The sequence below is a fragment of the Kitasatospora sp. NPDC032150 genome (assembly GCF_055579945.1).
The window spans coordinates 359,871-386,627 of record NZ_JBVIMH010000001.1 but is presented as its reverse complement, the minus strand read 5'-3'; the positions used below and the strand labels follow the sequence as shown (position 1 = coordinate 386,627).

Genomic DNA, 26,757 nt, shown 5'->3' with positions numbered 1-26,757 from the left:
GCCGGGCAGCACCGGCACGGATTCGATCTGCTGCAGGGCGGTTCCGACGCAGAACCGCTACCGCCCGGGTGCCCGGGACAGGTGCGGCTCAGCCGAGGTCGACCTGCTCACCCGCCGCCAGTTGGCGCAGCTCGGCGCCCGTACCCGGCCCGCCCTCGCCCAGCAGGCGGCCGTACACCATCTGGCCCGCCTCGCTCAGTACGGCCTCGTGCACCGCAAGTGCCCGCCGGGGCTTGAACTCACGGACGTAGTCGATCAGCTCGGCGGCCTTGGACCACGGCGCCGCGATCGGCAGCAGCAGCGTCTCCACCGGCTGATCCAGCAGGGTGAGCGCATCACCCGGGTGGAAGACCCGGCCGTCCAACAGGAATCCGATGTTGCGCACCCGCGGGATGTCGGGGTGGATCACGGCGTGCCACTCGCCGTGCACGCTCACCCCGAGCCCGTTGATGTCGAAGGTGTCGCCCGCACCCACCACCGTGACCCTGCCGCCGAGCCCGGAGAGCTGGTCGGCCACCGTGCGGTTGGTCCAGATCCGCAGCCCCGGGTTGGCCTCGGCGGCGGCCCGCAGCCGGTCCTCGACGAAGTGGTCGTAGTGCTCGTGAGTAATCAGTACGGCGTCAGCGCCTTCGATCGCCTCCGGTGCGGTGAACATCCCGGGATCGATGACGACGGTGGCGTCCGTGTGCTCGATACGTACGCAGGCATGCCCGAACTTGGTGAGTCGCATGGCCAAACCATACAGCAAGGCTGTACAGTTTCGCTGTGAATTAAGCCGAACGGCCGGATAAGCTGACGCCATGGAGCCACAGGAGCACGCAGACCCCGTCGACCCGTTCGAGATCGCCGCCGAGCTGCGACTGGCCATCGGCACCCTGGTCCGTCGGCTCCGGGTGGACGACGAGCTGCCGCAGAACCAGGCCGCCGTACTCGGCTGGCTGGTCCGCGAGGGGCCGCGCACCACCAGCCAACTCGCCGAACTGCAGCGGGTCCGGCACCAGTCGATGGCCCGTACGGTCACGCTGCTCACCGAGGCGGGGCTGGTGGAGCAGCAACGGCACGCCACCGACGGCCGCAAGGTGCTGATCGCCGCCACCGAGGCGGGCACGGCCGCCCTGTACGCCCAGCGCACCCGCCGCGAGGGCCGGATCGCCGCAGCCATCAGCGAGCGGCTCACCCCGGACGAACAGCGCCGGCTCCGCGACACCGTCGCCCTGCTCCATCGGCTGGCCTGAAGACCCCCGCTGCAGCGGAGGACCGTGGGGCCGCCGCCGCACCGTCAGGCGGACGGCTCCCCGGGGCGGGCAGCGCTGCGCGAGCCGGGCTGCCCAAAGACACACCGCCCCGGCCCGGTTCCACAGCCCCGGGTCACGTCACCGGAGAGTCCACCGGGCGGGTGAGTGCCCATACCCTCCCCCGGCCTGCGGCGTTGAGCAGGGCGATCCGTATCGCCACGAAGGGAAGCCCGCCGTGAGCGCCGTCCGCAAGACCCTGACCCCCCGGAACGTCCTGCTCGTCGCGGCCGCCCTGCGCGGCCTGCTGTTCGCCGGCGCGGGCAGCGCCGCCGCCTGCAGTGCCGTGGACGCCATCGGCCCCGTCGCCCCCGGCTTCGGCAACTCCTGCGTCAACCGCTGACCCCGGCGCGCTCCGCGTCGCGCTCCAGGTCCCGTTCCGCGTCCCGTCCGGCCTCCGCCCGCTGCCCCGGCAGTGCAGCGGCCACGGCGGCCGGCGCGGCGGGAATCGGCGGCAGCACCACGTGCTCCGTGAGCCCGACCCTCCGGTGCAACCGCCGCAGCGGGCCCGGGGCCCACCAGTTGAACTCGCCGAACAGCGTCATCGCGGCCGGTACCAGCAGGCACCGGACCAGTGTGGCGTCCACCGCGACCGCCACCGCCAGCGCGATGCCCATCTCCTTGACCATGAGCATCTGGCCCGCCGCGAACCCGGCGAAGACGATCACCATCAGCAGCGCCGCCGAGGTGATGATCCGACCGCTCCGTTGGAGACCGAGCTCCACCGAGCGGGCACAGCCGTGGCCCTGGTCCCGGAGTTCCTTGATCCGCGCGAGCAGGAAGACCTCGTAGTCCATCGAGAGACCGAAGGCGAAGGCGAAGACCAGCACCGGTATGAAGGTCTCCAGACCCCCCGTCGGACTGAACCCGAGCAGCCCGCTGAAGTAGCCGTGCTGGAAGACCAGGGTGAGCGAGCCGAGCGAGGCGCCCAGCGAGAGCACGTTCATCAGCAGCGCCTTGACCGGCATCACCACCGAGCCGGTCATCAGGAAGAGCAGCACCAGCGTGCCGGCTGCGACCAGCCCGAGCGCCCAGGGGCCCCGGGTGGCGATCTCGTGCTGGAAGTCCGCCACCGAGGCCGCGTCGCCGGTGACATGGGTGGTGAGCCCGCCGCGGTCGGCCCGCAGTTCGCCCACCACGCGCTTCGCCTCGGCGCCCTGCGGCGCGCCGTTCACCAGCACCTCGACCGTGCTCACCCGGTCGGTGACCGGAGTGACCGACCGGATCCCGCTGACCCCGGGCAGCTTGGCCGCCACGTCCTCCGCGTACGCCTGCGCGGTGTTCCGGTCAGCCTCGACCACGACCGTGACCGGGGCCGGGGCCTGCTGCGGGAAGCGCTCCGAGATGGCCTCGACGACCTGGCGTCCCGCGGAGGAGGTGGGCAGCACGGCCGCTCCCGAGCTGCGCCACTGCGAGCCCAGGAAGGGCGCGCCGGCGGCCAGCAGCAGCGCGATGCAGCCGAGCACCACCGGCACCGGCCGCCGCTGCACCCGGCGGACCGTACGGGCGAAGAAGCCCTCGTCCGGAACCGGTGCGGTGGGCGCCTTGACCCGGTGGCCGACGAAGCCGAGCAGCGCGGGGACCAGGGTCAGCGCGGCGGCGACGGCGATGATCACCACGCTGACCCCGGCCGCCGCGACGGCACGGAAGACCGGACTGGTGAAGACGAAGAGTCCGGCCAGCGCGACGGCCACGGTCAGCCCGGAGAAGGCGACCGTCCGGCCCGCGGTGGCGGCGGTGCGCTCGACCGCGTGGGCGATCGCGGCGCCGCAGCCGCGCTCCTCACGGAAGCGGTTGACCATCAGCAGCGCGTAGTCGATCGACAGCCCCAGGCCCAGCACGGTGGCGATCGGCAGCACGCTGGTGTCGATGTCCATGATCCGGCTGAACCCGAACATGGCCAGCAGCGCCCCGCCCACCGAGGCGACCGCGCCGATCACCGGCAGCCCGGCCGCGGCCAACCCGCCGAAGACCAGGACCATCACGATCAGCGTCAGCGGGAGGGTGACCAGTTCACCGAAACGGGTGTCGCTGGCGGTCTGGTCCTTGACCTCGCGCTGCAGCACCAGGTCCCCGCCGACCGTGGTGTGCACGCCGTCCGCCCTGATCGACTGGAGCGTCCCGGCCACGGCCGACAGCTGGGCGTCGGTCGAGCCGTCGGCCATCCGCACGGCGACCAGGCTCGCCCGGCCGTCGGTGGCGGTGAGCGCCGGGCCCGCACGGTAGGTGTCCACGGCCGAGACTACCCCGGGCAGCCTGCCGATCCGGTCGGTGGCTGCGGTCACCGCGGCGCGTACCGCCGAGTCGGTCACGGGTGCGCCGTCCACCACGGCGGTGACGGTGCCCTTGGCGGAGTCGACGGCGGCGACCAGGGCGTCGCCCCTGGCGGACTCCGAACCGCCTGCCGCGGTACCGGCCACCGAGCCCTCGAAAACCCGTCCGCCGATCAACACCCCGAGCACGAGCACCAGGAACCAGAAGCCCAGCACCGAACGCCGCCGCCGGTGGCAGAACCGGCCGAGGGCCGCGAGCCTCCCGTCGACCTGGACGGGAGCGGCGGCGGGTTCGACAGCTGCAGCGAGCGGGTGGCGCATGTGCGAGAGCCTTTCGGGCAGTTCACCCAAAAATAAGTGGAGTCACCCAAACCTCCTATAGGTGGACGATGAGCTTCATCTCACACCTGAACCGGGCACCCGCTCAGCAGCCGCCGGCAGACGTCCGGATACGACAGAACCCCCACCCGGAGCTCCGGGTGGGGGTTCTGTCAGTTACCAGCGCCGGTCAGCGCCGAGCGTGAGCTCAGCTCTGGCCGCCGGCCAGCTTCTCGCGCAGAGCGGCGAGCGCCTCGTCCGAGGCGAGCGCGCCGGAGCCCTCGTCGCTGCTGGAGGAGTACGAGCCACCACCGGCGACCGGGGCCTCCTCGCCGGCCTCGGCGGCAGCGGCGGCGTCGGCCTCACGGCTCTTGATGACCTGAGCCTGGTGCTGCTCGAAGCGGGCCTGCGCCTCGGCGTACTGGCGCTCCCACTCCTCACGCTGCTTCTCGTAGCCGGGCAGCCAGTCGTTCGCCTCGGGGTCGAAGCCCTCCGGGTAGATGTAGTTGCCCTGGTCGTCGTAGGACGCGGCCATGCCGTACAGGGTCGGGTCGAACTCGACCGCGGCGGCGTCGGGGCCGAAGGCCTCGTTGGCCTGCTTCAGCGACAGGCTGATGCGACGACGCTCGAGGTCGATGTCGATGACCTTGACGAAGATCTCGTCGCCGACCTGGACGACCTGCTCCGGGATCTCGACGTGGCGCTCGGCCAGCTCGGAGATGTGGACCAGACCCTCGATGCCCTCGTCGACGCGGACGAACGCACCGAACGGAACCAGCTTGGTGACCTTACCCGGAACGACCTGGCCGATCTGGTGGGTACGGGCGAACTGCTGCCACGGGTCCTCCTGGGTCGCCTTCAGCGACAGGGAGACACGCTCGCGGTCCATGTCGACGTCGAGAACCTCGACGGTGACCTCCTGGCCGACCTCGACAACCTCGGACGGGTGGTCGATGTGCTTCCAGGACAGCTCGGAGACGTGAACCAGACCGTCGACGCCGCCCAGGTCCACGAACGCACCGAAGTTGACGATCGAGGAGACGACACCGGAGCGCACCTGACCCTTCTGCAGGGTGGTGAGGAAGGTCTGGCGGACCTCGCTCTGGGTCTGCTCCAGCCAGGCACGGCGGGACAGGACCACGTTGTTGCGGTTCTTGTCCAGCTCGATGATCTTGGCCTCGAGCTCCTTGCCCACGTAGGGCTGGAGGTCGCGGACGCGGCGCATCTCGACCAGCGAGGCCGGGAGGAAGCCACGGAGGCCGATGTCGAGGATGAGACCACCCTTGACGACCTCGATGACGGTACCGGTGACGATGCCGTCCTCTTCCTTGATCTTCTCGATCGTGCCCCAGGCACGCTCGTACTGAGCGCGCTTCTTGGACAGGATGAGACGACCCTCCTTGTCCTCCTTCTGGAGGACCAGGGCCTCGATGTTGTCACCGACGGAGACGACCTCGTGCGGGTCAACGTCGTGCTTGATCGAGAGCTCGCGGGAAGGGATGACGCCCTCGGTCTTGTAACCGATGTCGAGGAGCACCTCGTCACGGTCGACCTTCACGATGACGCCCTCGACGATGTCGCCATCGTTGAAGTACTTGATGGTCTCGTCAATCGCGGCAAGGAACGCGTCCGCGTCGCCGATGTCGTTGACCGCGACCTGCGGGGTGGTGCTGATGGTGTCGGTGGGGCTCGTCATTAGGAAAGGGGCTCCGGTACGGACATGAAGTCGTAGGTAATGCCACGCGGAGGGCCCGTATCGCTCCCACCGAAAGCCGGACAGCCAAGAACACGGCCCACCCGCTGAAATTCTCCAGAAGGGGTCCGTCTTGCGACCGTGGGGTCTTCGACAGATGCGAGCGCGACCTGCTCCGTCCGAGGCGCGCAGGCCCGCAGCGCAACTTGTAGCATACGGGGACAGCCGGGCACGGTCAACGCCAGAGAAGGCGAGACGGTAAAGGCCGGGACGGATAAGGCCATATCCTCCATCTGCGCACCCTGCGCCCATGATCACCTTAGTACCTTCGAGTTCGGTACCCTGAGGTGATCACCAGCGCGGGAGGCAGCCGCAGGGCCCGCTCCGGTCCCCGGATGCCACCGCCCGATCCGCCCCGTTCGACCGGGCCGGCTCGTTGCAGTAGCGCTTCCGCAGCCTCCACCCTACGCGACGGGTTTCACACTTTGTCCTCCACCCCCGACCTTCCGGATCCCACCGATCTCAGCGCCCTGGCCGCCCTCGGGGACCAGCTGTCCGAGGACGACGACAGCGAGGCCGTCCGCCGCGAGGCCGCGCCCGTCGAGAGCAGCCGGGCCAGCCGCCACTGGTGGGACCGCAACGCCGACGAGTACCAGGACGAGCACGGCGAGTTCCTCGGCGACGCCCGCTTCACCTGGTGCCCCGAAGGACTCGACGAGGCGGACGTCCGACTGCTCGGCTCCCCGGACTCGCTCAAGGGCGCGAAGGTGCTGGAGCTCGGCGCGGGCGCGGCCCAGTGCTCCCGCTGGCTGGCCGCCCAGGGTGCGGTCCCCGTCGCCCTCGACATCTCCTACCGGCAGCTCCAGCACTCCCGCCGGATCGACCTGGAAGCCGGCGGCGAGCCGGTCACCGTGCTCCAGGCCGACGCGGCCGTGCTCCCGTTCGCCGACGGCTCGTTCGACCTGGCCTGCTCGGCGTACGGGGCGGTGCCGTTCAGCGCCGACACCGCCGCGCTGATGCGCGAGGTGCACCGGGTGCTGCGGCCCGGCGCGCGCTGGGTCTTCTCGGTCACCCACCCGATCCGCTGGGCCTTCCCCGACGAGCCCGGCATCGAGGGGCTCACCGCCACCGCCTCGTACTTCGACCGCACGCCCTACGTCGAGCAGGACGAGCACGGCCACGCCACCTACGTCGAGCACCACCGCACCCTGGGCGACCGGGTCCGCGAACTCACCGGCGCCGGCTTCCGCCTGCTCGACCTCGTCGAACCGGAGTGGCCGGACGGACACGAACAGGAGTGGGGCGGCTGGAGCCCGCTGCGCGGCCGGCTGATCCCCGGGACCGCGATCTTCGTCGCTCAGCGGGACTGAGGGCCGGCGGGGCCGAGCGCGTCCAGAGGGGCGCCCCGCGAAGAGACGCTCTGGAGAGAAACATGACCAAACCTGGAGAACTCTCCAAGGAAACTCTCATGCGGGCAGCAGATCGTGCCGCATATGGCTACCGATCTGCTCACCGCACCTCTCCGGACCGCGGCCGCCCCGCCGGGCGGCCGCAGGGTCCCGTGGAAGTCCCCTGACGGCCAGCCCGGATACGCCCGGCCCGCGCTGCTGGGGATCGCGGCCGTCGCCGCGGTGCTGTACGCCTGGAACATCAACCACAGCCAGTACCACGCCTTCTACGCCGACGCCGTGCGCAGCATGACCGAGAGCTGGAAGGCGTTCTTCTTCGGCTCCTTCGACCCGGCGAACACCATCACGCTCGACAAGCTGCCCGGATTCCTCTGGCCGCAGGCGCTGGCGGCGCGGCTCTTCGGGTTCCACCCGTGGGCGCTCACCCTGCCGCAGGTGATCGAGGGCGTGCTGGCCGTGCTGGTGATGTACCGGGTGGTGCGGCGGTGGGCCGGGGCCAACGCCGGGTTGCTCGCGGCGGCCGCCTTCACCCTGACGCCGGTGGCCGCCGGGCTGTTCCGTACGGCGGTCGAGGACGCCGCGTTCACACTGCTGCTCCTGCTGGCGGCCGACGCGGCGCAGCGGGCCGCGCAGTCGGGCCGGCTGCGGCCGCTGCTGCTCGCCGGAGTCTGGGTCGGGCTGGCGTTCCAGACCAAGATGCTGGAGGCGTGGGCGGTGCTGCCCGCACTGGCCGCGGTGTACCTGGTCTCGGCGCCGGTCACGCTGCGGCGGCGGTTCGGCCATGTGGCGCTGGCGGGTCTGGTGACGGTCGCGGTCTCGGCCTCCTGGATGCTGGCCGTCACACTCACTCCGGCCGAGGACCGTCCGTTCGTCGACGGCACGACCGACAACTCGGCCTTCAGCATGGTGGTCGGTTACAACTTCCTGAACCGTTTCTCGTCCGTGGGCCTCTCGGCCTCGCAGACCGGAAGCGTCCAGGCGGTCCGCGGCGGCGGGGGCGGCGGCAACCACGGGGGCGGCGGCCACGGTGGTGGCTATGGCGCGGGTGGCCGTGGCGCAGGTGGTCACGGCGGTGGTCAGGCCGGCTCCGGCGCGGGTGGCTCGGGGTTCGGGGCGGGCTTCGACGCCGGTCACTCGGGGGCTGCGGGTACCCCGGGCGCTGGCGGTGCCCCGGGCGCTGCGGGTACCCCGGGCGCTGCGGGTGCCCCGGGTATGCCGGGTGCCTCGGATGCGCCGGGTATGCCGGGTGCTCGCGGTGACGCCGGGGCGGCGGGCCACGGCGGTTGGCGGACGGAGACCCCGGGTGGCGGCGGGGCCGGTGCGACCGGCATGGCCGGCGCCGGGGCGGGCGCCGGGGCGTTCTGGGCCGCGGCAGGAGGTGGCGGCGGGGGCGGTATGAGCGACGGCGGCTGGACCAAGATGTTCAACTCGCAGTTCGCGCCGCAGACCGGCTGGTTCTATCCGCTGGCACTGGTCTCGCTGGTCTGCGGCCTGGTCTGGCGGCGACGCGCGCCGCGCACCGACGTACGGCGGGCCGGGTTCGTGCTGTGGGGTACCTGGCTGACGGTCTTCTTCCTGGTCTTCAGCGCGGGCAGCGTCGGCGGTCACAGCTACTACATGGGTGTGATCGCGGCTCCGCTCGCCGCGCTGAGCGGCACCGGACTGCTGCTGATGTGGCGGGCGTTCCGTGACGGCGGACGCCGGGCCTGGGCGCTGCCGGTGGCGATCGCGAGCACGGTCGCCTGGTGCGCCTACCTGGCCTGGATGTACCCGACCTTCCTGCCGTGGCTGGCACCGACCGCGATTGCCCTGGGCCTGCTGGCCCTGGTCCTGCTGGGACTGGCCCGAACGGGCGCCGGCGGCGGCGAACGGTTCGCCGGGCTCTTCGGGCGGCGGCTCGCACTGGCCGGTGCGCTGACGGGCATCGCGGCCGTGCTGGTCGCACCGAGCGCCTGGGCGTCCTCGGTCCTGGACTCGAAGTACGGCAACTCGGGCATGGGCACCGTCGGCCCGGTCGGCGGCGGCCACGGCGGCGGCAGCGGCAACGGCAGCGGCAACCGCCGCTCGGCGACGTCCTCTGAGTTCGCCCGACTCATGCAGGCCGAGCAGGCCAGGTTCGGCGGCGGCCAGGGCGGCGGTTTCGGCGGTGGCTTCGGCGGTTCCTCGGAGCACCTGAGCGCTCCGCAGCAGGCCCTGTTCGACTACCTCCAGGCCCATCGGGACGGTGCCCGCTACCTGCTCGCCACCACCAACTGGAGCAGTGCCTCGCCGTTCATCCTCGCCACCGGCGCCGAAGTACTGCCGATGGGAGGCTTCAGCGGCTCGGCGCCGGCGCCGAGCCTGTCGCAGTTCCAACAGTTCGTCGACTCGGGTCAGCTGCGATACGTCCTGCTCGCCGGCGAGGGCGGCATGGGTGGCGAGGGCGGCATGGGCGGCATGGGTGGCATGGGCGGCATGGGCGGCTCGGCCAACCCGGCGACGGCGCAGATCCAGTCCTGGGTCCGCACCGCCTGCACCGTGGTGCCCCCCGGTGAGTACGGCGCCACCGCTCAGGGGCCCCAGCAGCTCTACACCTGCCGACCCGCTCACTGACGGGTCTCCCCAGGGGCGCGGGAACCGCGCGAGGAACCAGGTACGGTACCTCGCTCGTGCGGCTTCCCGCGCCCCTGGCGTTTCCAGGCTGACGCGGCAGTCCACCCAAGGCCGCGCACGTGCGACCTACCCTCGCGAAGTCCCGCGCCGCTGCACGTGCACACCCACACGCACTCCCCTGCCGCTGCACGCGCACGGCCCGTATGAAGCCCCGCGCCGCTGCACGTGCACACCCCGCGCCGTACTTCGCACATACTGCTGCACGTGAACCCCGCCTGGCTCGAACTCCCCGTCCGCACCGCCGTCGCACCACTGCGGCAGGCCCTGGAGGCGCGCGGCACGGCCGTTCTCTCGGCACCGCCCGGCACCGGGAAGACCACCCTGGTGCCGCTCGCCCTGGCCGGGTTGGTCGAGGGCGCCCCCGAGCCGGTGCGGCGTGTGCTGGTGGCCGAGCCGCGCAGGCTGGCGGTTCGGGCGGCGGCCCGCCGGATGGCCTGGCTGCTCGGCGAGAGCGTGGGTCGCCGGGTGGGGTACACCGTCCGGGGCGAGCGGAAGACCGGCCCGGACACCGTGGTCGAGGTGGTCACCACCGGTGTTCTGCTGCAACGGCTCCAGCGCGACCCCGAGTTGGGCGGTGTGGACACGGTCGTCCTGGACGAGTGCCACGAGCGGCACCTGGACGCGGACACCGCACTCGCCTTCCTGCTGGACGTCCGGGCCGCGCTCCGCCCGGAACTGCGGCTGGTTTGCGCCTCGGCGACTTCGGACACCGCCGCCTGGGCCGGATTGCTCGGCGGTGAGGAAGGGCCCGCCCCGGTGGTGGAGGCGCACGGCGTCTCGTACCCCGTCGAGGTGGTCTGGGCGCCCCCGCCGCGGGCCGTGCGCCCTCCGCACGGGATCCGTACCGATCCGGCGCTGCTCGACCACGTCGCCGCGACCGTCCGCCGGGCGCTCGGCGAGCGCTCCGGTGACCTGCTCTGCTTCCTGCCCGGCGTCGGCGAGATCGCCCGGGTCGCCGGGATGCTCGCCGGTACGGTCGATGCCGAGCTCCTGCAACTGCACGGGCAGGCGCCGCAGTCGGTGCAGGACGCGGCGCTGTCGGTCGGCGACCGGCGCCGGGTCATTCTGGCCACCTCGGTCGCCGAGTCCTCGCTGACCGTCCCTGGAGTCCGGGTGGTGGTCGACTGCGGGTTGGCGCGGGAGCCGCGTACCGACCATGCGCGCGGGCTGTCCGGCCTGGTCACCGTACGGGCCTCGCTGGCGGCGGGCCGGCAGCGCGCGGGGCGCGCCGGGCGCGAGGCCCCCGGCGCGGTCTACCGCTGCTGGGCGGAGGTCGAGGACGCGCGGGCGCCGCGCTTCCCCACACCCGAGATCGCGCTCGCCGACCTGACCGGGTTCGCGCTGCAGGCCGCCTGCTGGGGCGATCCGGACGCCCGCGGCCTCGCGCTGCCCGACTCCCCGCCCACCGGCGCGCTGGCCGCGGCGCGCCAGACGCTGTCCGCGCTCGGCGCGGTGGACGGGAACGGGCGGGCCACCGAACGCGGGATCCGGATCGCCCGCACCGGCCTGCACCCCCGGCTCGGCCGCGCTCTGCTGGACGGTACCGGTGTGGTCGGCGGACGCCGCGCGGCGGAACTGGTCGCCCTGCTCTCCGAGGAGCCCCCGCGCGCACTGGGCGACGACCTGCTGACCGTCTGGCGCACGGTGCGTGGAGCCCGGGACGCCTACGCCTCCCGGTGGCAGCAGGAGGTCCGCCGCCTGCACCGCGCCGCCTCGCCCACCGCCGACCGGCTCCCGGACCGCGCCGACCGGCTTACGGGGAGCGCCGACAGGTCCGGCACCACGAACGCCTCCGCCTCGCCCGGCGGCACCGGCCGCTCCGGGAGCGGGGCCGCGGGCCCGTCCGATGCCGTCGCCGCCGGGCTGGTGGTCGCGCTCGCTTACCCCGAGCGGATCGCGCGGGCGCGGTCCACGGACGGCCCCTACCTGATGGCCTCCGGCACGGCGGCCGAGACCGCGGCCGGTTCGGCGCTCGCCGGGGCGCGCTGGCTGGCGGTGGCGGTCGCGGACCGACCTGCCGGCTCGCCCTCGGCGCGAGTCCAGCGCGCGGTGGTACTGGACGAGGGGACGGCCCGGCTGGCCGGTGCCTCGCTGCTGTCGGAGCGCACCGAGGTGCGCTGGGTGGTGCCGCCGGGCGGACGGCGCGGGGACGTCGCCGCACGCCGGGTCGAGGAGTTGGGGGCGATCGAGCTCACCGCTCTACCGCTGTCGGATCCGGACCCCGGGCTGCTACGGACGGCCCTGCTGGAGGGGCTGACCCGCGAGGGGGTGGACGCACTGCTGGACTGGTCGCCCAAGGCGGTGGCGCTGCGACAGCGGCTGGCCCTGCTGCACCGCGTGCTCGGCGCGCCCTGGCCGGACGTCAGCGACCGGGGACTGCTGGCGGCTGCCGAGGACTGGCTGGAGCCCGAGCTCTCCCGCGCCCGCCGCCGGGCCGACCTGGAACGGATCGACACCGCCACCGCACTCCAGCGGCTGCTGCCCTGGGCCACCGGAGAGGCCGGTCGGCTGGACGAACTGGCACCCGAACGGATCACCGTTCCGAGCGGTGCCCGGATCAGGGTGGACTACTCGACCGAACGCCCGGTGCTGGCAGCGAAGTTGCAGGATTTCTTCGGCTGGCAGGCCGCACCCGAACTGGTCGACGGCCGGGTGCCGCTGACGGTCCACCTGCTCTCTCCGGCCGGCCGCCCGGCCGCCGTCACCGGCGACCTCGCCTCGTTCTGGCGCGAGGGATACCGCGCCGTCCGCGCCGAACTGCGCGGCCGCTACCCCCGCCACGCCTGGCCGGAGAACCCGAGCGAGCGGTAGCGGCGGTACGGCGGGGAGCACCGGCCAACTGCGCGACCGACAGATCTCCTCGCTCAAGCGGACATCAGCCCGTGGGTGTAAACCCACGGGCTGTCGGTGCTGCCGCCATTGCCACCGACGGTCCGATGCGCCGCCCGGGCGGCTCACGGCACCGTTGGCCAGGTGATCGAAGTCAACGAACCGGCGCCGCGCGACGGTGCCGGCGACTCCCCGCCCCGCGCACTAGTCATGAGTGCGACCGGACATCCCCGCGCTCCACTCACGGCTGATCCGACATCAGTTGTGCGTCCAGGACCCCTCGGCCGTACATCACCGGGATGACGTCGTGACCGGGTGTGCCAACGATTGACGCGATGTCAATGCGCGGGCTGACGCGTCCGACCACGGCCACGCCTAGCGTCAACTCCCGGCGTCCGCACGCGCCGCACTCCGAACCGCCCGCCGAACCGCAGCCGCGGCGTGGGCAGCTTGAGCACCTGGAAGGTCACCCTTGGTCTCCACCACCCGACCGGCCTCGGCTACGGCATGTCCCGCTGGCAGCGCGGGGGTTGGGAGCCGGTGCGGAAGGTCACCGACGACTGCCGCAACCACCTCTTCACCTCCTGACCGCCGAACCCACCCGCCCAGCCGCTTCCCGGGCACCCACCCTCCCCTCCACCTGGTCGTTTCCAGCTGCCCGACCGCCTCCCACCACCCGAAGGGCCTGACACCCCGCCATGGGCTCCACCCTCGTCATCACCAACGACTTCCCGCCCCGGCAGGGCGGCATCGAGACCTTCGTGCACGCCATGGCCACCCGCATGCCGGCCGACGAGGTCGTCGTCTACACCTCGCACGAGCCGGGCGGCGCAGCCTTCGACGCGACCCTCCCGTTCCCGGTCATCCGGGACCCCGCCCGGATGTTGCTGCCGACCGGGCGGGCGACCCGGCGCGCGGTCGAGATCGCCCGGGCCCACGGCTGCGACCGGGTCTGGTTCGGGGCCGCCGCACCGCTCGCCCTGATGGCACCGGCCCTGCACCGCAGCGGTGTCCGGCGCACCGTGGCCACCACGCACGGCCACGAGATCTGGTGGGCCAGGACGCCCGGCGCCCGCCGGCTGATGCGCCGGATCGGCGACGGTGTCGACCTCGTCACCTACCTCGGCCAGTACACCCGCAGCCGGATCGAGCCCGCTCTCGGCCCCCGGGCCCGGCTCAGCCGATTGGTGCCGGGCGTCGACGCCGAGGTGTACCGGCCGGACGCCGGCGCCGGCCTCGCCCTCCGAACCCAACTCGGCTTGCAGCAAAGGCAGGTGGTCCTCTGTGTGGCCCGCCTGGTGCCCCGCAAGGGCCAGGACGTGCTGATCCGGGCACTTCCGCTGGTCCGTCGCGCCGCACCGGACGCCGTCCTGCTCGTGGTCGGCCAGGGCCCCGACGAGGCCCGGCTGCGCAAGCTCGCGCAGCGTCACACCGCGCCCGGGTCGGTGCACTTCGCCGGCGGCAGGTCGCACGCCGAGACACCGCCGTACTACGCCGCCGCCGACGTCTTCGCCATGCCGTGCCGCACCCGCAAAGGCGGCCTGGAGGCCGAGGGCCTGGGGATCGTCTTCCTGGAGGCCGCCGCGAGCGGTCTGCCGGTGGTCGTGGGCGACTCGGGCGGCGCTCCCGACACCGTGCTCGACGGCCGGACCGGTCGGGTGGTGGACGGGACGGATCCGGCGGCCGTCGCCCGGGCACTGACCGAGCTGCTGCTCGACCCCGAGCGCGCGGCGATCGGCGCCCGGGGCCGCAGCTGGGTCCAGCAGACCTGGTCCTGGGACGCCTCCGCCCGCCATCTGATCGAGCTGCTCTCACCCGAACACAGCCTCACCGCCGCACACCGGGAGCGGTGAGCGGGAACCGCACGGCCGTCCGATCCTCACGCCCTCCGGCAGGCAGCGCCGCAAGGCGTGAGGCACCGTGCCGCCGGGTGCGACCGGCCGACCACCTCCGCGCCGCCAACCACCGCAACCGGCCAGGAAGTTCGGACACCATTCGATGACCGGAGTCCCGACCGCAGTGACCGTCCCGCTACCGGCGCACGCGCCCAGGACCGCACCCGCGCCGCCGCACCCGCGCTCCGGGGCCGGCGGCGCAGGCCGGTGCCGGCCCGGTCGGGCCCGGTCGGGTCAGCGCAGGACGGTGCCGGTCCGGTCGGGTCAGCGCCGGCCCGTGCCGGTCACCACCGACCCGTCGGTTCACTACCGGCGCGTACCGCTCAGCACCGGCCCGTACCGCTCAGCGCCGGTCGGCGCCGCGTCACTGCAGGCCGAGGACCGACAGTGCGGTGGTCCAGTTGGTGGCGATGGCACGCTGGGCGGCCACCAGCCCGACCTGGTGCGCGCAGACCGCCTTGTGGAGCTTGTTCTCCACCGTGTCCTTGCCGCCGGCCGTCTTGCCGTTGACCGCGTAGCGGGGCTCGGGCCACAGGTTCTGCGGGCTGGTGGGGTTGCCGCCGATCTCCAGGGCTATCAGGTGGTCCTCCTCGTAGTCGGAGGTGTTGGTGTCCCGGAAGCCGTACTGGGTGATCTGCTTGATCTTCAGCGGGTTGGTGTACGAAGTCGGCGGGCGGACCGTGGCGGTGTAGCCGGGAGTGCAGATGGTGGAGTCGATGTTGGCCTGGGTGACGGCCGGGTTGACGGCTCCGGGCTGACACCGCGAGTCGGGGAGCGGCAGCTGGGCCTGGCTGCAGGTGGGGGTGACCGGCCGAGCCGCGGCGTTGGCGGCACCGGCACCGAACACCAGGCCGGTGGTCGCGAGGGCGAGGGCGAGCGCGGACAGTCTCCGGGCGCTGGACATGGGGGCTCTCCTGTGGGGAGGGAGTCGATTGATGGGCCCCTTTCAAACGCAGGGCCCAACCCATGACAGCAGAGCCGGGTCTATGCGAGTAGATCTCACATAGTGAATATCTGATGTTCGATCAGGAATGCTTTCACCAAGCATTGGTAGTCGAACCACGCCGCTGGGGCCGACTGACGTCTCCTCACGCACCCGAGTTCGTCGAGGCCGAACCGCCCCCCACCCAGCCGCCCGGCCGCGGCCGTCGGCGCACCACCTGCCGGGTCTCCAGCTCCACCGGGACACCACTCCCGGCGAGCAGATCCTTCAGCGTCCTGGCCAGACACCGCGAGTCCGGCCGGTGCCGGACCAGATGCGGGTTCTCCACTCCGTACCGCATGACCAGCCGGACGGTGAAGAAACCGCCGGCCGGCCGCCGGTCACCGGGGTACGGCAGGACGGTCCACTGAACCAGCACGATCCGCGCCAACTCGGCGATCGGCAGCCAGCCGCCGGGCTCGCCCGCGCGCACGAACCGCACCGCGGAGGGGGCCTCGGCCGGGGCGAACTCCACTCGGCGGAGCTGCCGCAGCACCTCCCGCGCGGTGCGCACCCACACGACCGCCACCCCGGCGGCCACCAGCACGGCGGCGATCGACAGTGCGAGCGTTTTGCCGGTGCCGAGCGCCAGCAGCACCGCGGCCACCGGCACCACGGCCGGGACCAGCAGCAGCAGACTCAGCAGCGCCGGCCCACCGCTGCGCAGCACCTGGTGGCGCGCGAAGCCACGAGTACCGCCGCCGCTGCGGAACACCAGGGCGGTCGAGTCGGGGCCGCGCTCCAGCATGCTGTCAGCACCCATACCCCCAGCGTCCCCGCCGGGGAACCGCCGCGCAAGGGGAGTGCTGACACACCGTCGGACGGCGGGCGGCCGGCCCCGGCCGCCCGCCGCCGAGCGGGGATCAGTGCGCCGCCGTCTCCCAGTTGGCGCCGACGCCGACCGAGACGTCGAGCGGGGCGCGCAGCGGGTACGCTCCCGCCATCTGCTCGCGGACGATCTTCTCGGCCTGCTCGTGCTCGCCCGGGGCCAGCTCCAGCACGATCTCGTCGTGCACCTGGAGCAGCATCCGGGTGCGCAGCCCGGCCTGGCGCAGTTGCTCGTCGACCCGGAGCATCGCGATCTTGACGATGTCGGCGGCCGAGCCCTGGATCGGGGCGTTGAGGGCCATCCGCTCGGCCATCTCGCGGCGCTGGCGGTTGTCGCTGGTGAGGTCGGGCAGGTAGCGGCGGCGGCCGAGCAGGGTCTCGGTGTAACCGGTGGCGCGGGCCTCCTCGACCACCCGGCGCAGGTAGTCGCGGACACCGCCGAAGCGCTCGAAGTAGGTGTCCATCAGGCCCTGGGCCTCGGCGGGCTTGATGCCGAGCTGCTGGGAGAGCCCGTACGCGGACAGCCCGTACGCGAGTCCGTACGACATCGCCTTGATCTTGCGGCGCATCTCTGCGTCCACCGCGCCGGGGGCGACCTCGAAGACCTGGGAGGCGACCGTGGTGTGCAGGTCCTCGCCGCTGGCGAAGGCCTCGATCAGGGCCTCGTCCTCGGAGAGGTGGGCCATGATGCGCAGCTCGATCTGCGAGTAGTCGGCGGTGAGCAGCGCCTCGTAGCCCTCGCCGACCACGAAGGCGCGGCGGATCATCCGGCCCTCCTCGGTGCGGACCGGGATGTTCTGCAGGTTCGGGTCCTGCGAGGAGAGGCGGCCGGTGGCGGCGACCATCTGGTTGAAGGTGGTGTGGATCCGGCCCTGCGGGGAGACCGTCTTGAGCAGGCCCTCCACCGTGGTGCGCAGCTTGGCCTGGTCGCGGTGGCGCAGCAGGATGACCGGCAGCTCGTTGGTGGTCTGGGTGGCCAGCCAGGTCAGCGCGTCGGCGTCGGTGGTGTAGCCGGTCTTGATCTTCTTGGTCTTGGGCAGGCCCAGCTCGCCGAAGAGGATCTCCTGGAGCTGCTTGGGCGAGCCAAGGTTGAACGGGTGCCCGGCGGCGGCGTGCGCCTCCTCCACGCAGCGCTGGATCTCGGCGGCGAACTGGGACTCGATGGTGGTCAGCCATGCGCGGTCGGCGGCGATACCGGTGCGCTCCATCCGGGCCAGCAGCTCGGCGATGGGCAGCTCCATCTCGTGCATCAGCTTGTCGGCGCCGACCTGGGCGAGCCTGGTGTCGAAGTACGCCGCGAGGTCCAGCACGGCGCAGGCCTGGGTCATCAGCGTCTGGGCACCGGCGGTGGGGTCGTGCTCGGGGGTGTCGAAGGAGAGCTGGCCGCTCTCCGCGGCGGCGGCGGGCGCGAGCGAGCGGGCCAGGTACTCCTCGGCGAGCACGTCGAGGGTGAAGGTGCGGCGGCCCGGCTTGTCGAGGTAGGCGGCGAGCGCGGTGTCGGCGGCCACCCCGGCGATCTGCCAGCCGTGCTCGGCGAAGGCGCGCATCACCTGCTTGGCGATGTGCAGGGCCTTGGGGCGGGTGGCGTCGGCGAGCCAGCCGGCGAAGGCGCGCTCGTCGGCCTCGGCGAGCTCGGCCGGGTCGAACCAGGCCGCATCCTCTCCGGCCGCCAGCGCGACCTCCCGCACCCCGCCGGTGCCGAGCGCCCACTCGTAGTCGGCGGCGACGGCGACCCGGCTCTCCTCGTGCGCCGCCAGCCAGGCGGCCAGGGAGCCCGGCTCGGTGAGCAGTTCGCCCTCGACGGCGACAGCGGGGACGGCGGCGAGCTCGGTGGCCTCCTCGGCGCCGCCCGGGTCGACGCCGTGGACGCGGTCGCGGAAGTTGGGGTTGCGGAACTCCAGCGCCTCCAGGATCTGGCCGACCGCCGCCTTGTCGAACGGCGTACGCGCCAGGTCGGCGATGCCGAGCGGGAGTTCGACGTCCCGGACCAGCTCGGTGAGGATCCGGTTGCGCTTGACCGAGTCGAGGTGCTCGCGCAGCTTCTCGCCGATCTTGCCCTTGACCTCGTCGGCGCGGGCGACCAACTCGTCGAAGGAGCCGAACTGGTTGACCCACTTCGCGGCGGTCTTCTCACCGACGCCGGGGATGCCGGGCAGGTTGTCGGACGGGTCGCCGCGCAGCGCGGCCAGGTCCGGGTACTGGTCGGGCCGCACGCCGTACTTCTCGGCGACCTTCTCCGGAGTGAAGCGGGTGAGCTCGGAGACGCCCTTGGTCGGGTACAGCACGGTGACGTGCTCACTGACCAGCTGGAGCGAGTCGCGGTCGCCGGTGACGATCAGCACCTCGAAGCCCTCGGCCGCGGCGGCGGTGGCCAGGGTGGCGATGATGTCGTCCGCCTCGAAGCCCTCCACCGACATCCGGGAGATCCTCATGGCGTCGAGCAGTTCGTGGATCAGGCCGATCTGGCTCCTGAACTCGTCCGGCGTCTTGGCCCGGTTGGCCTTGTAGTCGGGGAACTCCTGGGAGCGGAAGGTGTTCCGGGAGAGGTCGAAGGCGACCGCGAGGTGGGTCGGCTGCTCGTCCCGCACGGTGTTGGCGAGCATCGAGGCGAAGCCGTACACCGCGTTGGTGGACTGGCCGGTGGAGGTGTTGAAGTTCTCCACGGGCAGGGCGTACCACGCCCGGTACGCCATCGAATGCCCGTCGAGCAGCATCAGCCGGGGGCGGGACCCCGCGGCACCATCCGACGCACTCTTGCCTGCACTCTGCGTAGCCACGTCAACGTCCGTTCCTGCCGGTTCCACTTCTCGCCACCGATCCTATGGCCCGCCGCCGACAACGCCCGCGAGCACGCGCACCGGCAGCCCACCCCCCACCCCCCGCGACGCGCCGGTCGTACGATCACAGTCAGCAGGGCCCACGATGCACAACGATGTGAACCTCGAACGGCAGGAGCACCATGACCGACGCGGCACCGGTTCTCAAAGTCCCGCAGGACGTCCTCGACCACTTCGCGAAGCTGGGCATCGACGCGTCCACCTTCACCGGCGGCCACCTCGGCGACCGGCTCGGCATCCGGATCGTGGAGGCGTCCGGCGACCGGGTGGTCGGCACCATGCCGGTCGAGGGCAACCAGCAGCCGTACGGGCTGCTGCACGGCGGCGCCTCGGCCGCACTGGCCGAGACGCTCGGCTCGATCGGCGCCATGCTGCACGCCGGCCCCGGCCGCTACGCGGTCGGCGTCGACCTCAACGCCACCCACCACCGCTCGGCCACCTCGGGCCTGGTGACCGGCGTGGCCACCGCCGTCTTCAAGGGCCGCACCGCCGCGACCTACGAGATCGCCATCACCGACGACACCGGCAAGCGGATCACCAGCTGCCGGCTCACCTGCATGCTCAGGGATCTCTGAGCGACCTCCGGCCGGCTCCGGCGGCCGGGCAGCGGCCGTCAGGGGCGCGGGAAACCGCGCCCCTTCGCCGTCCCGCACCACCCCCACCGGGCTCCGCCCCTCCCCCATGGCCGGCCCGGCGGAGCGCCGCTCCCCCGCGGCCGGCCCGGCCTCCCCGGCGGCCCCAACTCCCCGGCCCCGCCCGCCTCGTGCGTTCCGCACGCCCCACAAGTCCCGGGCCGCACTCCTGTTTGAGTCGCACACCGGCCGGGCAGCCTCCGCCTGAATCAAGGGCCGCGAGGGCTTCGACCGGGCCGCTCAGTCGACTTGACTCGCCGTCAGCTCTCCGTGTCGATCCGGACGCACATCCTTCGATGTAACACTGAGTAATGAACGTGAAATCCTGACTTTGCCCCGGTTTTCCTATTGCACCCCCGCCGCAAACGACCCCGAGGTCCGCAATTCGGCCTAACTGTGTTCCGATATTCGGACACGGCCGACCGGTCACGGCGAACCGGATTCCGCTGTCCACATTCCGAACTCCCGCTTCACCCAGCGACCTTCATGCCGCGAGCCGCAATGGCGGCCGCGCCCAGCGCCCCGACCAGCGACGTCCCGTCAAATGGGAAAGATCGAAATGTCGGAACGCCACGACTGATTCCGATAACAAGAGAATCACAGCCTGTCCGGCCCCCTGCCCGAGCCGTCGAACGCGCTCTAGAGTCACGCCCAGTCACCGCGCCGACGGATCGGGCCTGGCCTCAGTGCGCGCCCTGGCGCCCCCGCCGCACGTTCGGGCGGGTGCCCTCCGCAGAAAGGGAACCCTCGTGCGTCATCGTTCAATGCTCGTCGCGAGCATCGCAGTCGTGGGAGCACTCACCGTCACGGCCTGCGGCTCACGCAACCACGACAAGGGCGGCTCGGGCAGCGCCGCGAGCGGCACCACCGTCGTCATCGGCGTCGACGCCCCGCTCACCGGCGACCTCTCCGCCCTCGGCCTCGGCATCAAGAACTCCGTCGACCTCGCGATCAAGACCGCCAACAGCACCGACGAGGTCCCCGGCGTCAAGTTCGAGATCGAGGCCCTGGACGACACCGCCAAACCCGCACCCGGCCAGCAGAACGCCACCCAGCTGGTCGCCGACAAGAAGGTCCTGGGCGTCGTCGGACCGCTCAACTCCAGCGTCGCGCAGTCGATGCAGCAGATCTTCAACGACGCCAACCTGGTCGAGGTCTCCCCCGCCAACACCGGCGTCGCACTCACCCAGGGCGAGAAGTGGGCCAGCGGCACCAAGGTCCGCCCGTTCAAGAGCTACTTCCGCACCGCCACCACCGACGCCGTCCAGGGCCCGTTCGCCGCCCGCTACCTGCACAACGACGCCAAGAAGAGCAAGGTCTTCCTGATCGACGACCAGAAGACCTACGGCGCCGGCCTCGCCGCCACCTTCAAGGGCGAGTTCACCAAACTCGGCGGCACCATCGTCGGCGAGGAGCACGTCAACCCCGACGACCGCGACTTCAGCGCCATCGTCACCAAGGTCAAGAGCTCCGGCGCCGACGCCGTCTACTACGGCGGCGAGTACCCCGCCGCCGGCCCGCTCTCGCTCCAGCTCAAGAACGCCGGCGTCACCGTCCCGCTGATGGGCGGCGACGGCATGCAGAGCGCCGAGTACATCAAGCTCAACCCCAAGAGCCAGGGCGACCTGGCCACCGCCGTCGGCCTCTCCGTCGAAAAGCTGCCCTCCGCCGCCAAGTTCGTCGCCGAGTACGCCGCCGCCGGCTACAAGGACCCGTACGAGACCTACGGCGGCTACTCCTACGACAGCGCCTGGGCCATCATCCAGGGCGTCAAGGCCGTCGCCGCCGCCAACAACGGCAAGCTGCCCGACGACGCCCGCACCAAGGTCGTCGACGCCGTCCAGAAGGTCAGCTTCAACGGGGTCACCGGCAAGGTCTCCTTCGACGAGTACGGCGACACCACCAACAAGCAGCTCACCGTCTACAAGGTCGACGGCGGCAAGTGGGCGGTGGAGACCTCCGGCACCTTCACCGACTGACCGGGAAACCAGGCCCCGAACCACCCGCGCGGGGCGCCGATCCGCCCCCGCGCGGCCACACCCAGCCCGCGTTCACCACGCACTACGGAGGCCGAGCGGTGCACGAACTACCGCAGCAGCTGGCCAACGGCCTGATCCTGGGAGCCCTCTACGGACTCATCGCGATCGGCTACACGATGGTCTACGGCATCGTCCAGCTCATCAACTTCGCCCACGGCGAGATCTTCATGGTCGGCGGCTTCGGCGCCCTCACCGCCTACCTCGCCCTGCCCGGCGGCACCACCCTCTGGCTCGCCATCCCACTCATGCTCCTCGCCGGGATCCTCGTCTCCACCCTGGTCGCCGTCGCCGCCGAACGCTTCGCCTACCGGCCGCTGCGCGGCGCCCCCAGGCTCGCCCCGCTGATCACCGCCATCGGCCTGTCCATCGTCCTCCAGCAGCTCGTCTTCTCCTTCTACCCCAACGCCAAGAAGGCCCGGGTCTTCCCCAGGATCCCCGGCGACCCGCTCCAGATCCTCGGCACCACCATCCAGCGCAGCGACCTCTTCCTGATCGCCGCCGCCCCGATCTGCATGCTCATCCTCGGCTGGTTCGTCACCCGCACCCGCTCCGGCCGCGCCATGCAAGCCACCAGCCAGGACCCCGACACCGCCAAGCTGATGGGCATCGACACCGACCGGATCATCGTCATGGCCTTCGCCATCGGCGCCGCCTTCGCCGCCGTCGCCGCCGTCGCCTACGGACTGCGCACCGGCCAGGTCGACTTCCGGATGGGCTTCATCCTCGGCCTCAAGGCCTTCACCGCCGCCGTCCTCGGCGGCATCGGCAACATCTACGGCGCCATGGTCGGCGGCATCGTCCTCGGCCTCGCCGAAGGACTCGCCACCGCCTACGTCCAACACCTGCCCGGAATGCACCTGTTCGGCGGCGGCGCCTGGAAGGACGTCTGGGCCTTCGTACTCCTCATCGTCGTGCTGCTCGTCCGGCCCCAGGGGCTGCTCGGCGAGCGCGTCGCGGACAGGGCGTGACCACCATGAGCAGCACACCGCCGACCGGCGTCCAGACCACCCCGGTCCTCCCGATGGCCGCCGGCCCCGCCCGCATCCTCACCCTCGCCGGATCCGCCGGCGCCATCGCCTCCGCCTTCCTCTCCTGGACCTGGACCCCCGACTTCCCCGGCGACCTCACCGTCACCGGCTACCCCGGCGGCCTCCAATGGCTCACCCTCACCGGCGGACTGGTCACCCTCCTCCTCACCCTCGCCCACGCCGTCGGCACCCGCGGCCTGCCCGGACTGCGCTGGCTGGGCCCCAGCGACAGCAACAACGGCATCCTCTACGCCGCCCTCGGCACCACCGCCACCACCTGGTTCACCCTGACCGCCATCTCCACCGAACTCGGCGGACTGGCCAACCTGGAACCCGGCGGCTGGATCGCCGGCGCCACCGCCCTGCTCGCCCTGCTCGGCGCCCTCGGCCTCCCGCTGGACCGCCACCCGCACGGCACCGGCCGGGGCATCACCCGCCACCTCCCACTACGCCTCACCACCACCGACCGACCACTCCCGGCCGCCCGCGAACTCCCCTCCTGGATCGAGGTGCTGCTCATCATCGCGGCCTTCGCCGCAGGCCTGGTCGCGATCACCTACGGCATCGACACCGACTACGGCGAACTCTTCACCGGCTACCTACTGCTGACCGGCTTCACCGTCGCCGCACTCACCAAGTCCGGCCTCATCGCCAGGTTGCGCGCCCTCACCCTCAAACACCGCCCGGTGACCACCGGCGCCGCCTTCGCCGCCGCCGCCGGCTTCCCGTTCACCCAGACCAGCGACCAGTACACCTCGGTCGCCGCCAACATCCTGATCTTCGCCACCGTCGCCCTCGGCCTCAACATCGTGGTCGGCCTCGCCGGACTGCTCGACCTCGGCTACGTCGCCTTCCTCGGCGTCGGCGCCTACGCCGCCGCCCTGGTCTCCGGCTCGCCCGCCTCCCCCATCCACGTCCAGTTCCCGTTCTGGGCGGCCATGCTGACCGGCGCGGCGGTCTCCATCGTGTTCGGCGTGGTGATCGGCGCCCCGACCCTGCGCCTGCGCGGCGACTACCTCGCCATCGTCACCCTGGGCTTCGGCGAGATCTTCCGCATCACCATGAACAACCTCAACGGCACCACCGGCCCCAAGGTCACCAATGGCTCCAACGGCATCCCGCGCATCCCCGACCTGGACATCCTCGGCTTCGACTTCGGCGCCACCCACACCGTCGGCGGCGTCCAACTCGGCCGCTTCTCCAACTACTACTTGCTGATGCTGCTGGTCACCGCCGTCGTCGTACTGGTCTTCGCCCGGGTGGGCAACTCCCGGATCGGCCGCGCCTGGATCGCCATCCGCGAGGACGAGACCGCCGCCGAAGCCATGGGCATCAACGGCTTCCGACTCAAACTGCTCGCCTTCGCCCTCGGCGCCTGCCTCGCCGGACTCGCCGGCACCGTCCAGGCCCACGTCAGCTACACCGTCACCCCCGACCAGTACACCTTCGCCGAAGCCCTGCCGCCCAACTCCGCCTTCCTGCTAGCCGCCGTCATCCTCGGCGGCATGGGCACCATCAGCGGACCACTGCTCGGCGCCACCCTGCTCTTCCTCATCCCGAAGAAGCTGGAGTTCCTCTCCGACTACCAGCTGCTCGCCTTCGGCATCGCGCTGATCGTCCTGATGCGGGTCCGCCCGGAAGGCCTGATCGCCAACCGGCGGCGGCAACTCGAGTTCCACGAGGCCGACATCCCCGTCCAGGCGGCCGCCACCGAGACCGCCCTCACCAAGGCAGAGGCACGATGACCGACACCCTTCTCGACGTCAGCGGCGTCACCATGCGCTTCGGCGGCCTCACCGCCGTCAACGACGTCTCCCTCACCGTCGGCCAGGGCGAGATCATCGGCCTGATCGGCCCCAACGGCGCGGGAAAGACCACCTTCTTCAACTGCCTCACCGGCCTGTACGTCCCGACCGAGGGCACCGTCACCTTCCGGGGCAGCGTCCTGCCACCCAAACCCCACCTGGTCACCCAGGCCGGAATCGCCCGCACCTTCCAGAACATCCGACTGTTCGCCAACATGACCGTGCTGGAGAACGTCCTGGTCGGCCGGCACACCCGCACCAGGGAAGGACTCTTCTCCGCCATCCTGCGCGGCCCCGGCTACCGCCGAGCCGAGGCCGAGAGCCGCGAAAAGGCCATGGAACTCCTGGAGTTCACCGGCCTCGCCGCCAAGGCCGACCACCTCTCCCGCAACCTCCCCTACGGCGAACAGCGCAAACTGGAGATCGCCCGGGCCCTGGCCAGCGACCCCGGACTGCTGCTGCTGGACGAACCCACCGCCGGCATGAACCCCCAGGAGACCCGCGCCGCCGAGGAACTGGTCTTCGCGATCCGCGACAAGGGCGTCGCCGTCCTGGTCATCGAGCACGACATGCGCTTCATCTTCAACCTCTGCGACCGCACCGCCGTCCTGGTCCAGGGCCAGAAGATCGTCGAAGGCGACCGGGAAACCGTCCAGAACGACGAACGGGTCATCACCGCCTACCTCGGCGCACCACCCGCCGAGACCGGCCCCGACCAGGCGACCGGCGCCGACCACACGACCGGCGCCGAAGGGGCCACCGGCACCGAAGGGGCCACCGGCACCGACCGTACGGAGGCAGACCAGTGACCGCACTGCTCAAGGTCGACGACCTCCGCGTCGCCTACGGGAAGATCGAGGCCGTCAAGGGGATCAGCTTCACCGCCAACCAGGGCGAGGTCACCACCCTCATCGGCACCAACGGCGCCGGCAAGACCACCACCCTGCGCACCATCTCCGGCCTGCTCAGACCGACCGGCGGCAGCATCACCTTCGACGGGCAGGCCCTGCACGCCGTCCCCGCCCACCGGATCGTCTCGCTCGGCCTGGCCCACTCCCCCGAGGGACGCCACATCTTCCCCCGGATGACCATCGAGGAGAACCTGCTGCTCGGCGCCTTCCTGCGCCGCGACCCGGCCGGCGTCACCGAGGACGTGGAACGCGCCTACACCCTCTTCCCGATCCTCGGCGAACGGCGCCGGCAGGCCGCCGGGACCCTCTCGGGCGGTGAGCAGCAGATGCTCGCGATGGGACGGGCGCTGATGTCCCGCCCCAAACTGCTGATGCTGGACGAGCCCTCGATGGGCCTCTCCCCGCTGATGATGCAGAAGATCACGGCCACCATCGTCGAGCTCAAGACCGCCGGGACGACCATCCTGCTGGTCGAGCAGAACGCCCGGGCCGCGCTGTCGCTCTCCGACCACGGCTACGTGATGGAGACCGGCCGGATCGTGCTCACCGGGACCGGCGCCGACCTGCTGCACGACGAGTCCGTCCGCAAGGCGTACCTGGGCGAGGACTGAACGCACGCGAAGGGTCCGGCCGTCGCTCGACGGCCGGACCCTCGCCGGATCCGGCTCAGCCCTCGGACTGGGCCTCGTCGGCCTTCTTGCGGTCCTGCGCCTGCCCCTCCTCGATCACGGCCTCGGCCACCGCGGCCATGGTCATCCGGCGGTCCATCGAGGTCTTCTGGATCCAACGGAACGCGGCCGGCTCGTTCAGCCCGAACTTGGTCTGCAGCACGCTCTTCGCCCGGTCCACCAGCTTGCGGGTCTCCAGCCGCTGGCTGAGGTCGGCGATCTCCTTCTCCAGCGCCCGCATCTCGGTGTGCCGGGACACCGCCATCTCGATCGCGGGGACCAGGTCGCTCTTGCTGAACGGCTTCACGATGTAGGCCATCGCACCCGCGTCACGGGCCCGGTCGACCAGCTCGCGCTGCGAGAACGCGGTCAGCATCAGCACCGGGGCCAGGTGCTTCTGGTGGATCCGCTCGGCCGCCGACAGCCCGTCCAGGACCGGCATCTTCACATCGAGGATCGCCAGATCCGGCTTCAGCTCCTCGACCAGCCGTACCGCCGTCTCCCCGTCCCCGGCCTCGCCGACGACGGTGTAGCCCTCCTCCTCCAACATCTCCTTGAGGTCGAGACGGATCAACGCCTCGTCCTCGGCGATCACAATTCGGGTGATCTGGGGCGAGTCGGTCTCAAGCGCCTGGGGCTGCTCGTCGGCGGTGCTCACGTGGCTCC

Annotated in this window: 20 protein-coding genes; 13 read left to right on the top strand and 7 right to left on the bottom strand. The window is 71.7% G+C overall.

Annotation, left to right across the window (positions count from 1 at the left end; translation table 11 throughout):
* Positions 1 to 88: 88 nt before the first annotated feature.
* Entirely contained in the window at positions 89 to 730 is a 642-nt protein-coding gene (locus ACZ5ON_RS01680; RefSeq protein ID WP_465583499.1) for an MBL fold metallo-hydrolase, read from the bottom strand.
* Positions 731 to 800: 70 nt separating this feature from the next.
* Between ACZ5ON_RS01680 and ACZ5ON_RS01675 the strand changes: the two genes are divergently transcribed.
* Together ACZ5ON_RS01675 and ACZ5ON_RS01670 are read left to right on the top strand one after the other, a co-directional pair.
* Positions 801 to 1,235, top strand: coding sequence for a MarR family winged helix-turn-helix transcriptional regulator (locus ACZ5ON_RS01675; protein WP_465583495.1), 435 nt, complete (start codon positions 801 to 803; stop codon positions 1,233 to 1,235).
* Positions 1,236 to 1,470: 235 nt separating this feature from the next.
* Positions 1,471 to 1,635 (top strand): hypothetical protein, encoded by a 165-nt coding sequence (locus ACZ5ON_RS01670; RefSeq protein ID WP_465583490.1) that lies wholly within the window; start codon positions 1,471 to 1,473, stop codon positions 1,633 to 1,635.
* Here ACZ5ON_RS01670 and ACZ5ON_RS01665 read toward each other — a convergent pair.
* Positions 1,625 to 3,886 carry an MMPL family transporter gene (locus ACZ5ON_RS01665; protein ID WP_465583487.1) on the bottom strand — a complete coding sequence of 754 codons (2,262 nt, stop codon included), beginning with the start codon at positions 3,884 to 3,886 and terminating at the stop codon, positions 1,625 to 1,627. The two genes, ACZ5ON_RS01670 and ACZ5ON_RS01665, sit on opposite strands and share 11 nt — an antisense overlap.
* A gap of 205 nt (positions 3,887 to 4,091) precedes the next feature.
* Positions 4,092 to 5,579 (bottom strand): 30S ribosomal protein S1, encoded by a 1,488-nt coding sequence (gene rpsA / locus ACZ5ON_RS01660; protein WP_344636524.1) that lies wholly within the window; start codon positions 5,577 to 5,579, stop codon positions 4,092 to 4,094.
* A gap of 527 nt (positions 5,580 to 6,106) precedes the next feature.
* On the opposite strand from rpsA, the gene ACZ5ON_RS01655 reads away from it, so the two are divergent.
* From ACZ5ON_RS01655 to ACZ5ON_RS01635, 5 genes are all read left to right on the top strand, one after another.
* Positions 6,107 to 6,946: a class I SAM-dependent methyltransferase gene (locus tag ACZ5ON_RS01655; RefSeq protein ID WP_465583963.1), complete on the top strand. Its 840-nt coding sequence runs from the start codon at positions 6,107 to 6,109 to the stop codon at positions 6,944 to 6,946.
* Positions 6,947 to 7,069: 123 nt separating this feature from the next.
* Positions 7,070 to 9,577: an ArnT family glycosyltransferase gene (locus ACZ5ON_RS01650; protein WP_465583483.1), complete on the top strand. Its 2,508-nt coding sequence runs from the start codon at positions 7,070 to 7,072 to the stop codon at positions 9,575 to 9,577.
* 264 nt (positions 9,578 to 9,841) lie between these two features.
* Entirely contained in the window at positions 9,842 to 12,448 is a 2,607-nt protein-coding gene (hrpB, locus tag ACZ5ON_RS01645) for an ATP-dependent helicase HrpB (RefSeq protein ID WP_465583480.1), read from the top strand.
* Between the two features lie 468 nt (positions 12,449 to 12,916).
* Complete coding sequence (locus ACZ5ON_RS01640) at positions 12,917 to 13,054, top strand: hypothetical protein (RefSeq protein WP_465583477.1); 138 nt, start codon at positions 12,917 to 12,919, stop codon at positions 13,052 to 13,054.
* Positions 13,055 to 13,164: 110 nt separating this feature from the next.
* A complete protein-coding gene (locus ACZ5ON_RS01635; protein WP_465583474.1) occupies positions 13,165 to 14,319 on the top strand; it encodes a glycosyltransferase family 4 protein in 1,155 nt (384 codons plus the stop codon).
* A gap of 406 nt (positions 14,320 to 14,725) precedes the next feature.
* On the opposite strand, the gene ACZ5ON_RS01630 is transcribed toward ACZ5ON_RS01635, so the two are convergent.
* The 3 genes from ACZ5ON_RS01630 to polA all read right to left on the bottom strand — a co-directional run bounded on the left by ACZ5ON_RS01630 (position 14,726) and on the right by polA (position 18,885).
* Positions 14,726 to 15,265, bottom strand: a complete 540-nt coding sequence (locus tag ACZ5ON_RS01630; protein ID WP_465583471.1) for a hypothetical protein — start codon at positions 15,263 to 15,265, stop codon at positions 14,726 to 14,728.
* A 184-nt stretch (positions 15,266 to 15,449) separates the two neighbouring features.
* Positions 15,450 to 16,106: a hypothetical protein gene (locus tag ACZ5ON_RS01625; protein WP_465583468.1), complete on the bottom strand. Its 657-nt coding sequence runs from the start codon at positions 16,104 to 16,106 to the stop codon at positions 15,450 to 15,452.
* A 100-nt stretch (positions 16,107 to 16,206) separates the two neighbouring features.
* Positions 16,207 to 18,885, bottom strand: coding sequence for a DNA polymerase I (polA, locus tag ACZ5ON_RS01620; RefSeq protein ID WP_465583959.1), 2,679 nt, complete (start codon positions 18,883 to 18,885; stop codon positions 16,207 to 16,209).
* Between the two features lie 245 nt (positions 18,886 to 19,130).
* Between polA and ACZ5ON_RS01615 the strand changes: the two genes are divergently transcribed.
* From ACZ5ON_RS01615 to ACZ5ON_RS01590, 6 genes are all read left to right on the top strand, one after another.
* Positions 19,131 to 19,583, top strand: a complete 453-nt coding sequence (locus tag ACZ5ON_RS01615; protein ID WP_465583465.1) for a PaaI family thioesterase — start codon at positions 19,131 to 19,133, stop codon at positions 19,581 to 19,583.
* Positions 19,584 to 20,389: 806 nt separating this feature from the next.
* A complete protein-coding gene (locus ACZ5ON_RS01610; protein ID WP_465583462.1) occupies positions 20,390 to 21,619 on the top strand; it encodes a branched-chain amino acid ABC transporter substrate-binding protein in 1,230 nt (409 codons plus the stop codon).
* A 98-nt stretch (positions 21,620 to 21,717) separates the two neighbouring features.
* Positions 21,718 to 22,647, top strand: coding sequence for a branched-chain amino acid ABC transporter permease (locus ACZ5ON_RS01605; RefSeq protein WP_465583459.1), 930 nt, complete (start codon positions 21,718 to 21,720; stop codon positions 22,645 to 22,647).
* A 5-nt stretch (positions 22,648 to 22,652) separates the two neighbouring features.
* On the top strand, positions 22,653 to 24,452 hold the full coding sequence (locus tag ACZ5ON_RS01600; protein WP_465583456.1) for a branched-chain amino acid ABC transporter permease: 1,800 nt from the start codon (positions 22,653 to 22,655) through the stop codon (positions 24,450 to 24,452).
* Positions 24,449 to 25,321, top strand: coding sequence for an ABC transporter ATP-binding protein (locus ACZ5ON_RS01595; RefSeq protein ID WP_465583453.1), 873 nt, complete (start codon positions 24,449 to 24,451; stop codon positions 25,319 to 25,321). Before ACZ5ON_RS01600 ends, ACZ5ON_RS01595 begins: the two co-directional genes overlap by 4 nt.
* Positions 25,318 to 26,034, top strand: a complete 717-nt coding sequence (locus ACZ5ON_RS01590) for an ABC transporter ATP-binding protein (protein ID WP_465583449.1) — start codon at positions 25,318 to 25,320, stop codon at positions 26,032 to 26,034. Before ACZ5ON_RS01595 ends, ACZ5ON_RS01590 begins: the two co-directional genes overlap by 4 nt.
* 55 nt (positions 26,035 to 26,089) lie before the next feature.
* Here the strand turns inward: ACZ5ON_RS01590 and ACZ5ON_RS01585 are convergent, their stop codons facing one another.
* Entirely contained in the window at positions 26,090 to 26,749 is a 660-nt protein-coding gene (locus tag ACZ5ON_RS01585; RefSeq protein ID WP_465583446.1) for an ANTAR domain-containing response regulator, read from the bottom strand.
* Positions 26,750 to 26,757: the final 8 nt, after the last annotated feature.

What these genes read in the sequence shown, in the direction of transcription:
- ACZ5ON_RS01595 (WP_465583453.1), top strand. Translation starts at nt 24,449, where the DNA reads ATGACCGACACCCTTCTCGACGTCAGCGGCGTCACCATGCGCTTCGGC.
- ACZ5ON_RS01650 (WP_465583483.1), top strand. Translation starts at nt 7,070, where the DNA reads ATGGCTACCGATCTGCTCACCGCACCTCTCCGGACCGCGGCCGCCCCG.
- ACZ5ON_RS01625 (WP_465583468.1), bottom strand. Translation starts at nt 16,106, where the DNA reads ATGGGTGCTGACAGCATGCTGGAGCGCGGCCCCGACTCGACCGCCCTG.
- ACZ5ON_RS01675 (WP_465583495.1), top strand. Translation starts at nt 801, where the DNA reads ATGGAGCCACAGGAGCACGCAGACCCCGTCGACCCGTTCGAGATCGCC.
- ACZ5ON_RS01665 (WP_465583487.1), bottom strand. Translation starts at nt 3,886, where the DNA reads ATGCGCCACCCGCTCGCTGCAGCTGTCGAACCCGCCGCCGCTCCCGTC.
- ACZ5ON_RS01680 (WP_465583499.1), bottom strand. Translation starts at nt 730, where the DNA reads ATGCGACTCACCAAGTTCGGGCATGCCTGCGTACGTATCGAGCACACG.
- ACZ5ON_RS01630 (WP_465583471.1), bottom strand. Translation starts at nt 15,265, where the DNA reads ATGTCCAGCGCCCGGAGACTGTCCGCGCTCGCCCTCGCCCTCGCGACC.
- rpsA (WP_344636524.1), bottom strand. Translation starts at nt 5,579, where the DNA reads ATGACGAGCCCCACCGACACCATCAGCACCACCCCGCAGGTCGCGGTC.
- ACZ5ON_RS01600 (WP_465583456.1), top strand. Translation starts at nt 22,653, where the DNA reads ATGAGCAGCACACCGCCGACCGGCGTCCAGACCACCCCGGTCCTCCCG.
- ACZ5ON_RS01615 (WP_465583465.1), top strand. Translation starts at nt 19,131, where the DNA reads ATGACCGACGCGGCACCGGTTCTCAAAGTCCCGCAGGACGTCCTCGAC.
- polA (WP_465583959.1), bottom strand. Translation starts at nt 18,885, where the DNA reads ATGCTGCTCGACGGGCATTCGATGGCGTACCGGGCGTGGTACGCCCTG.
- ACZ5ON_RS01635 (WP_465583474.1), top strand. Translation starts at nt 13,165, where the DNA reads ATGGGCTCCACCCTCGTCATCACCAACGACTTCCCGCCCCGGCAGGGC.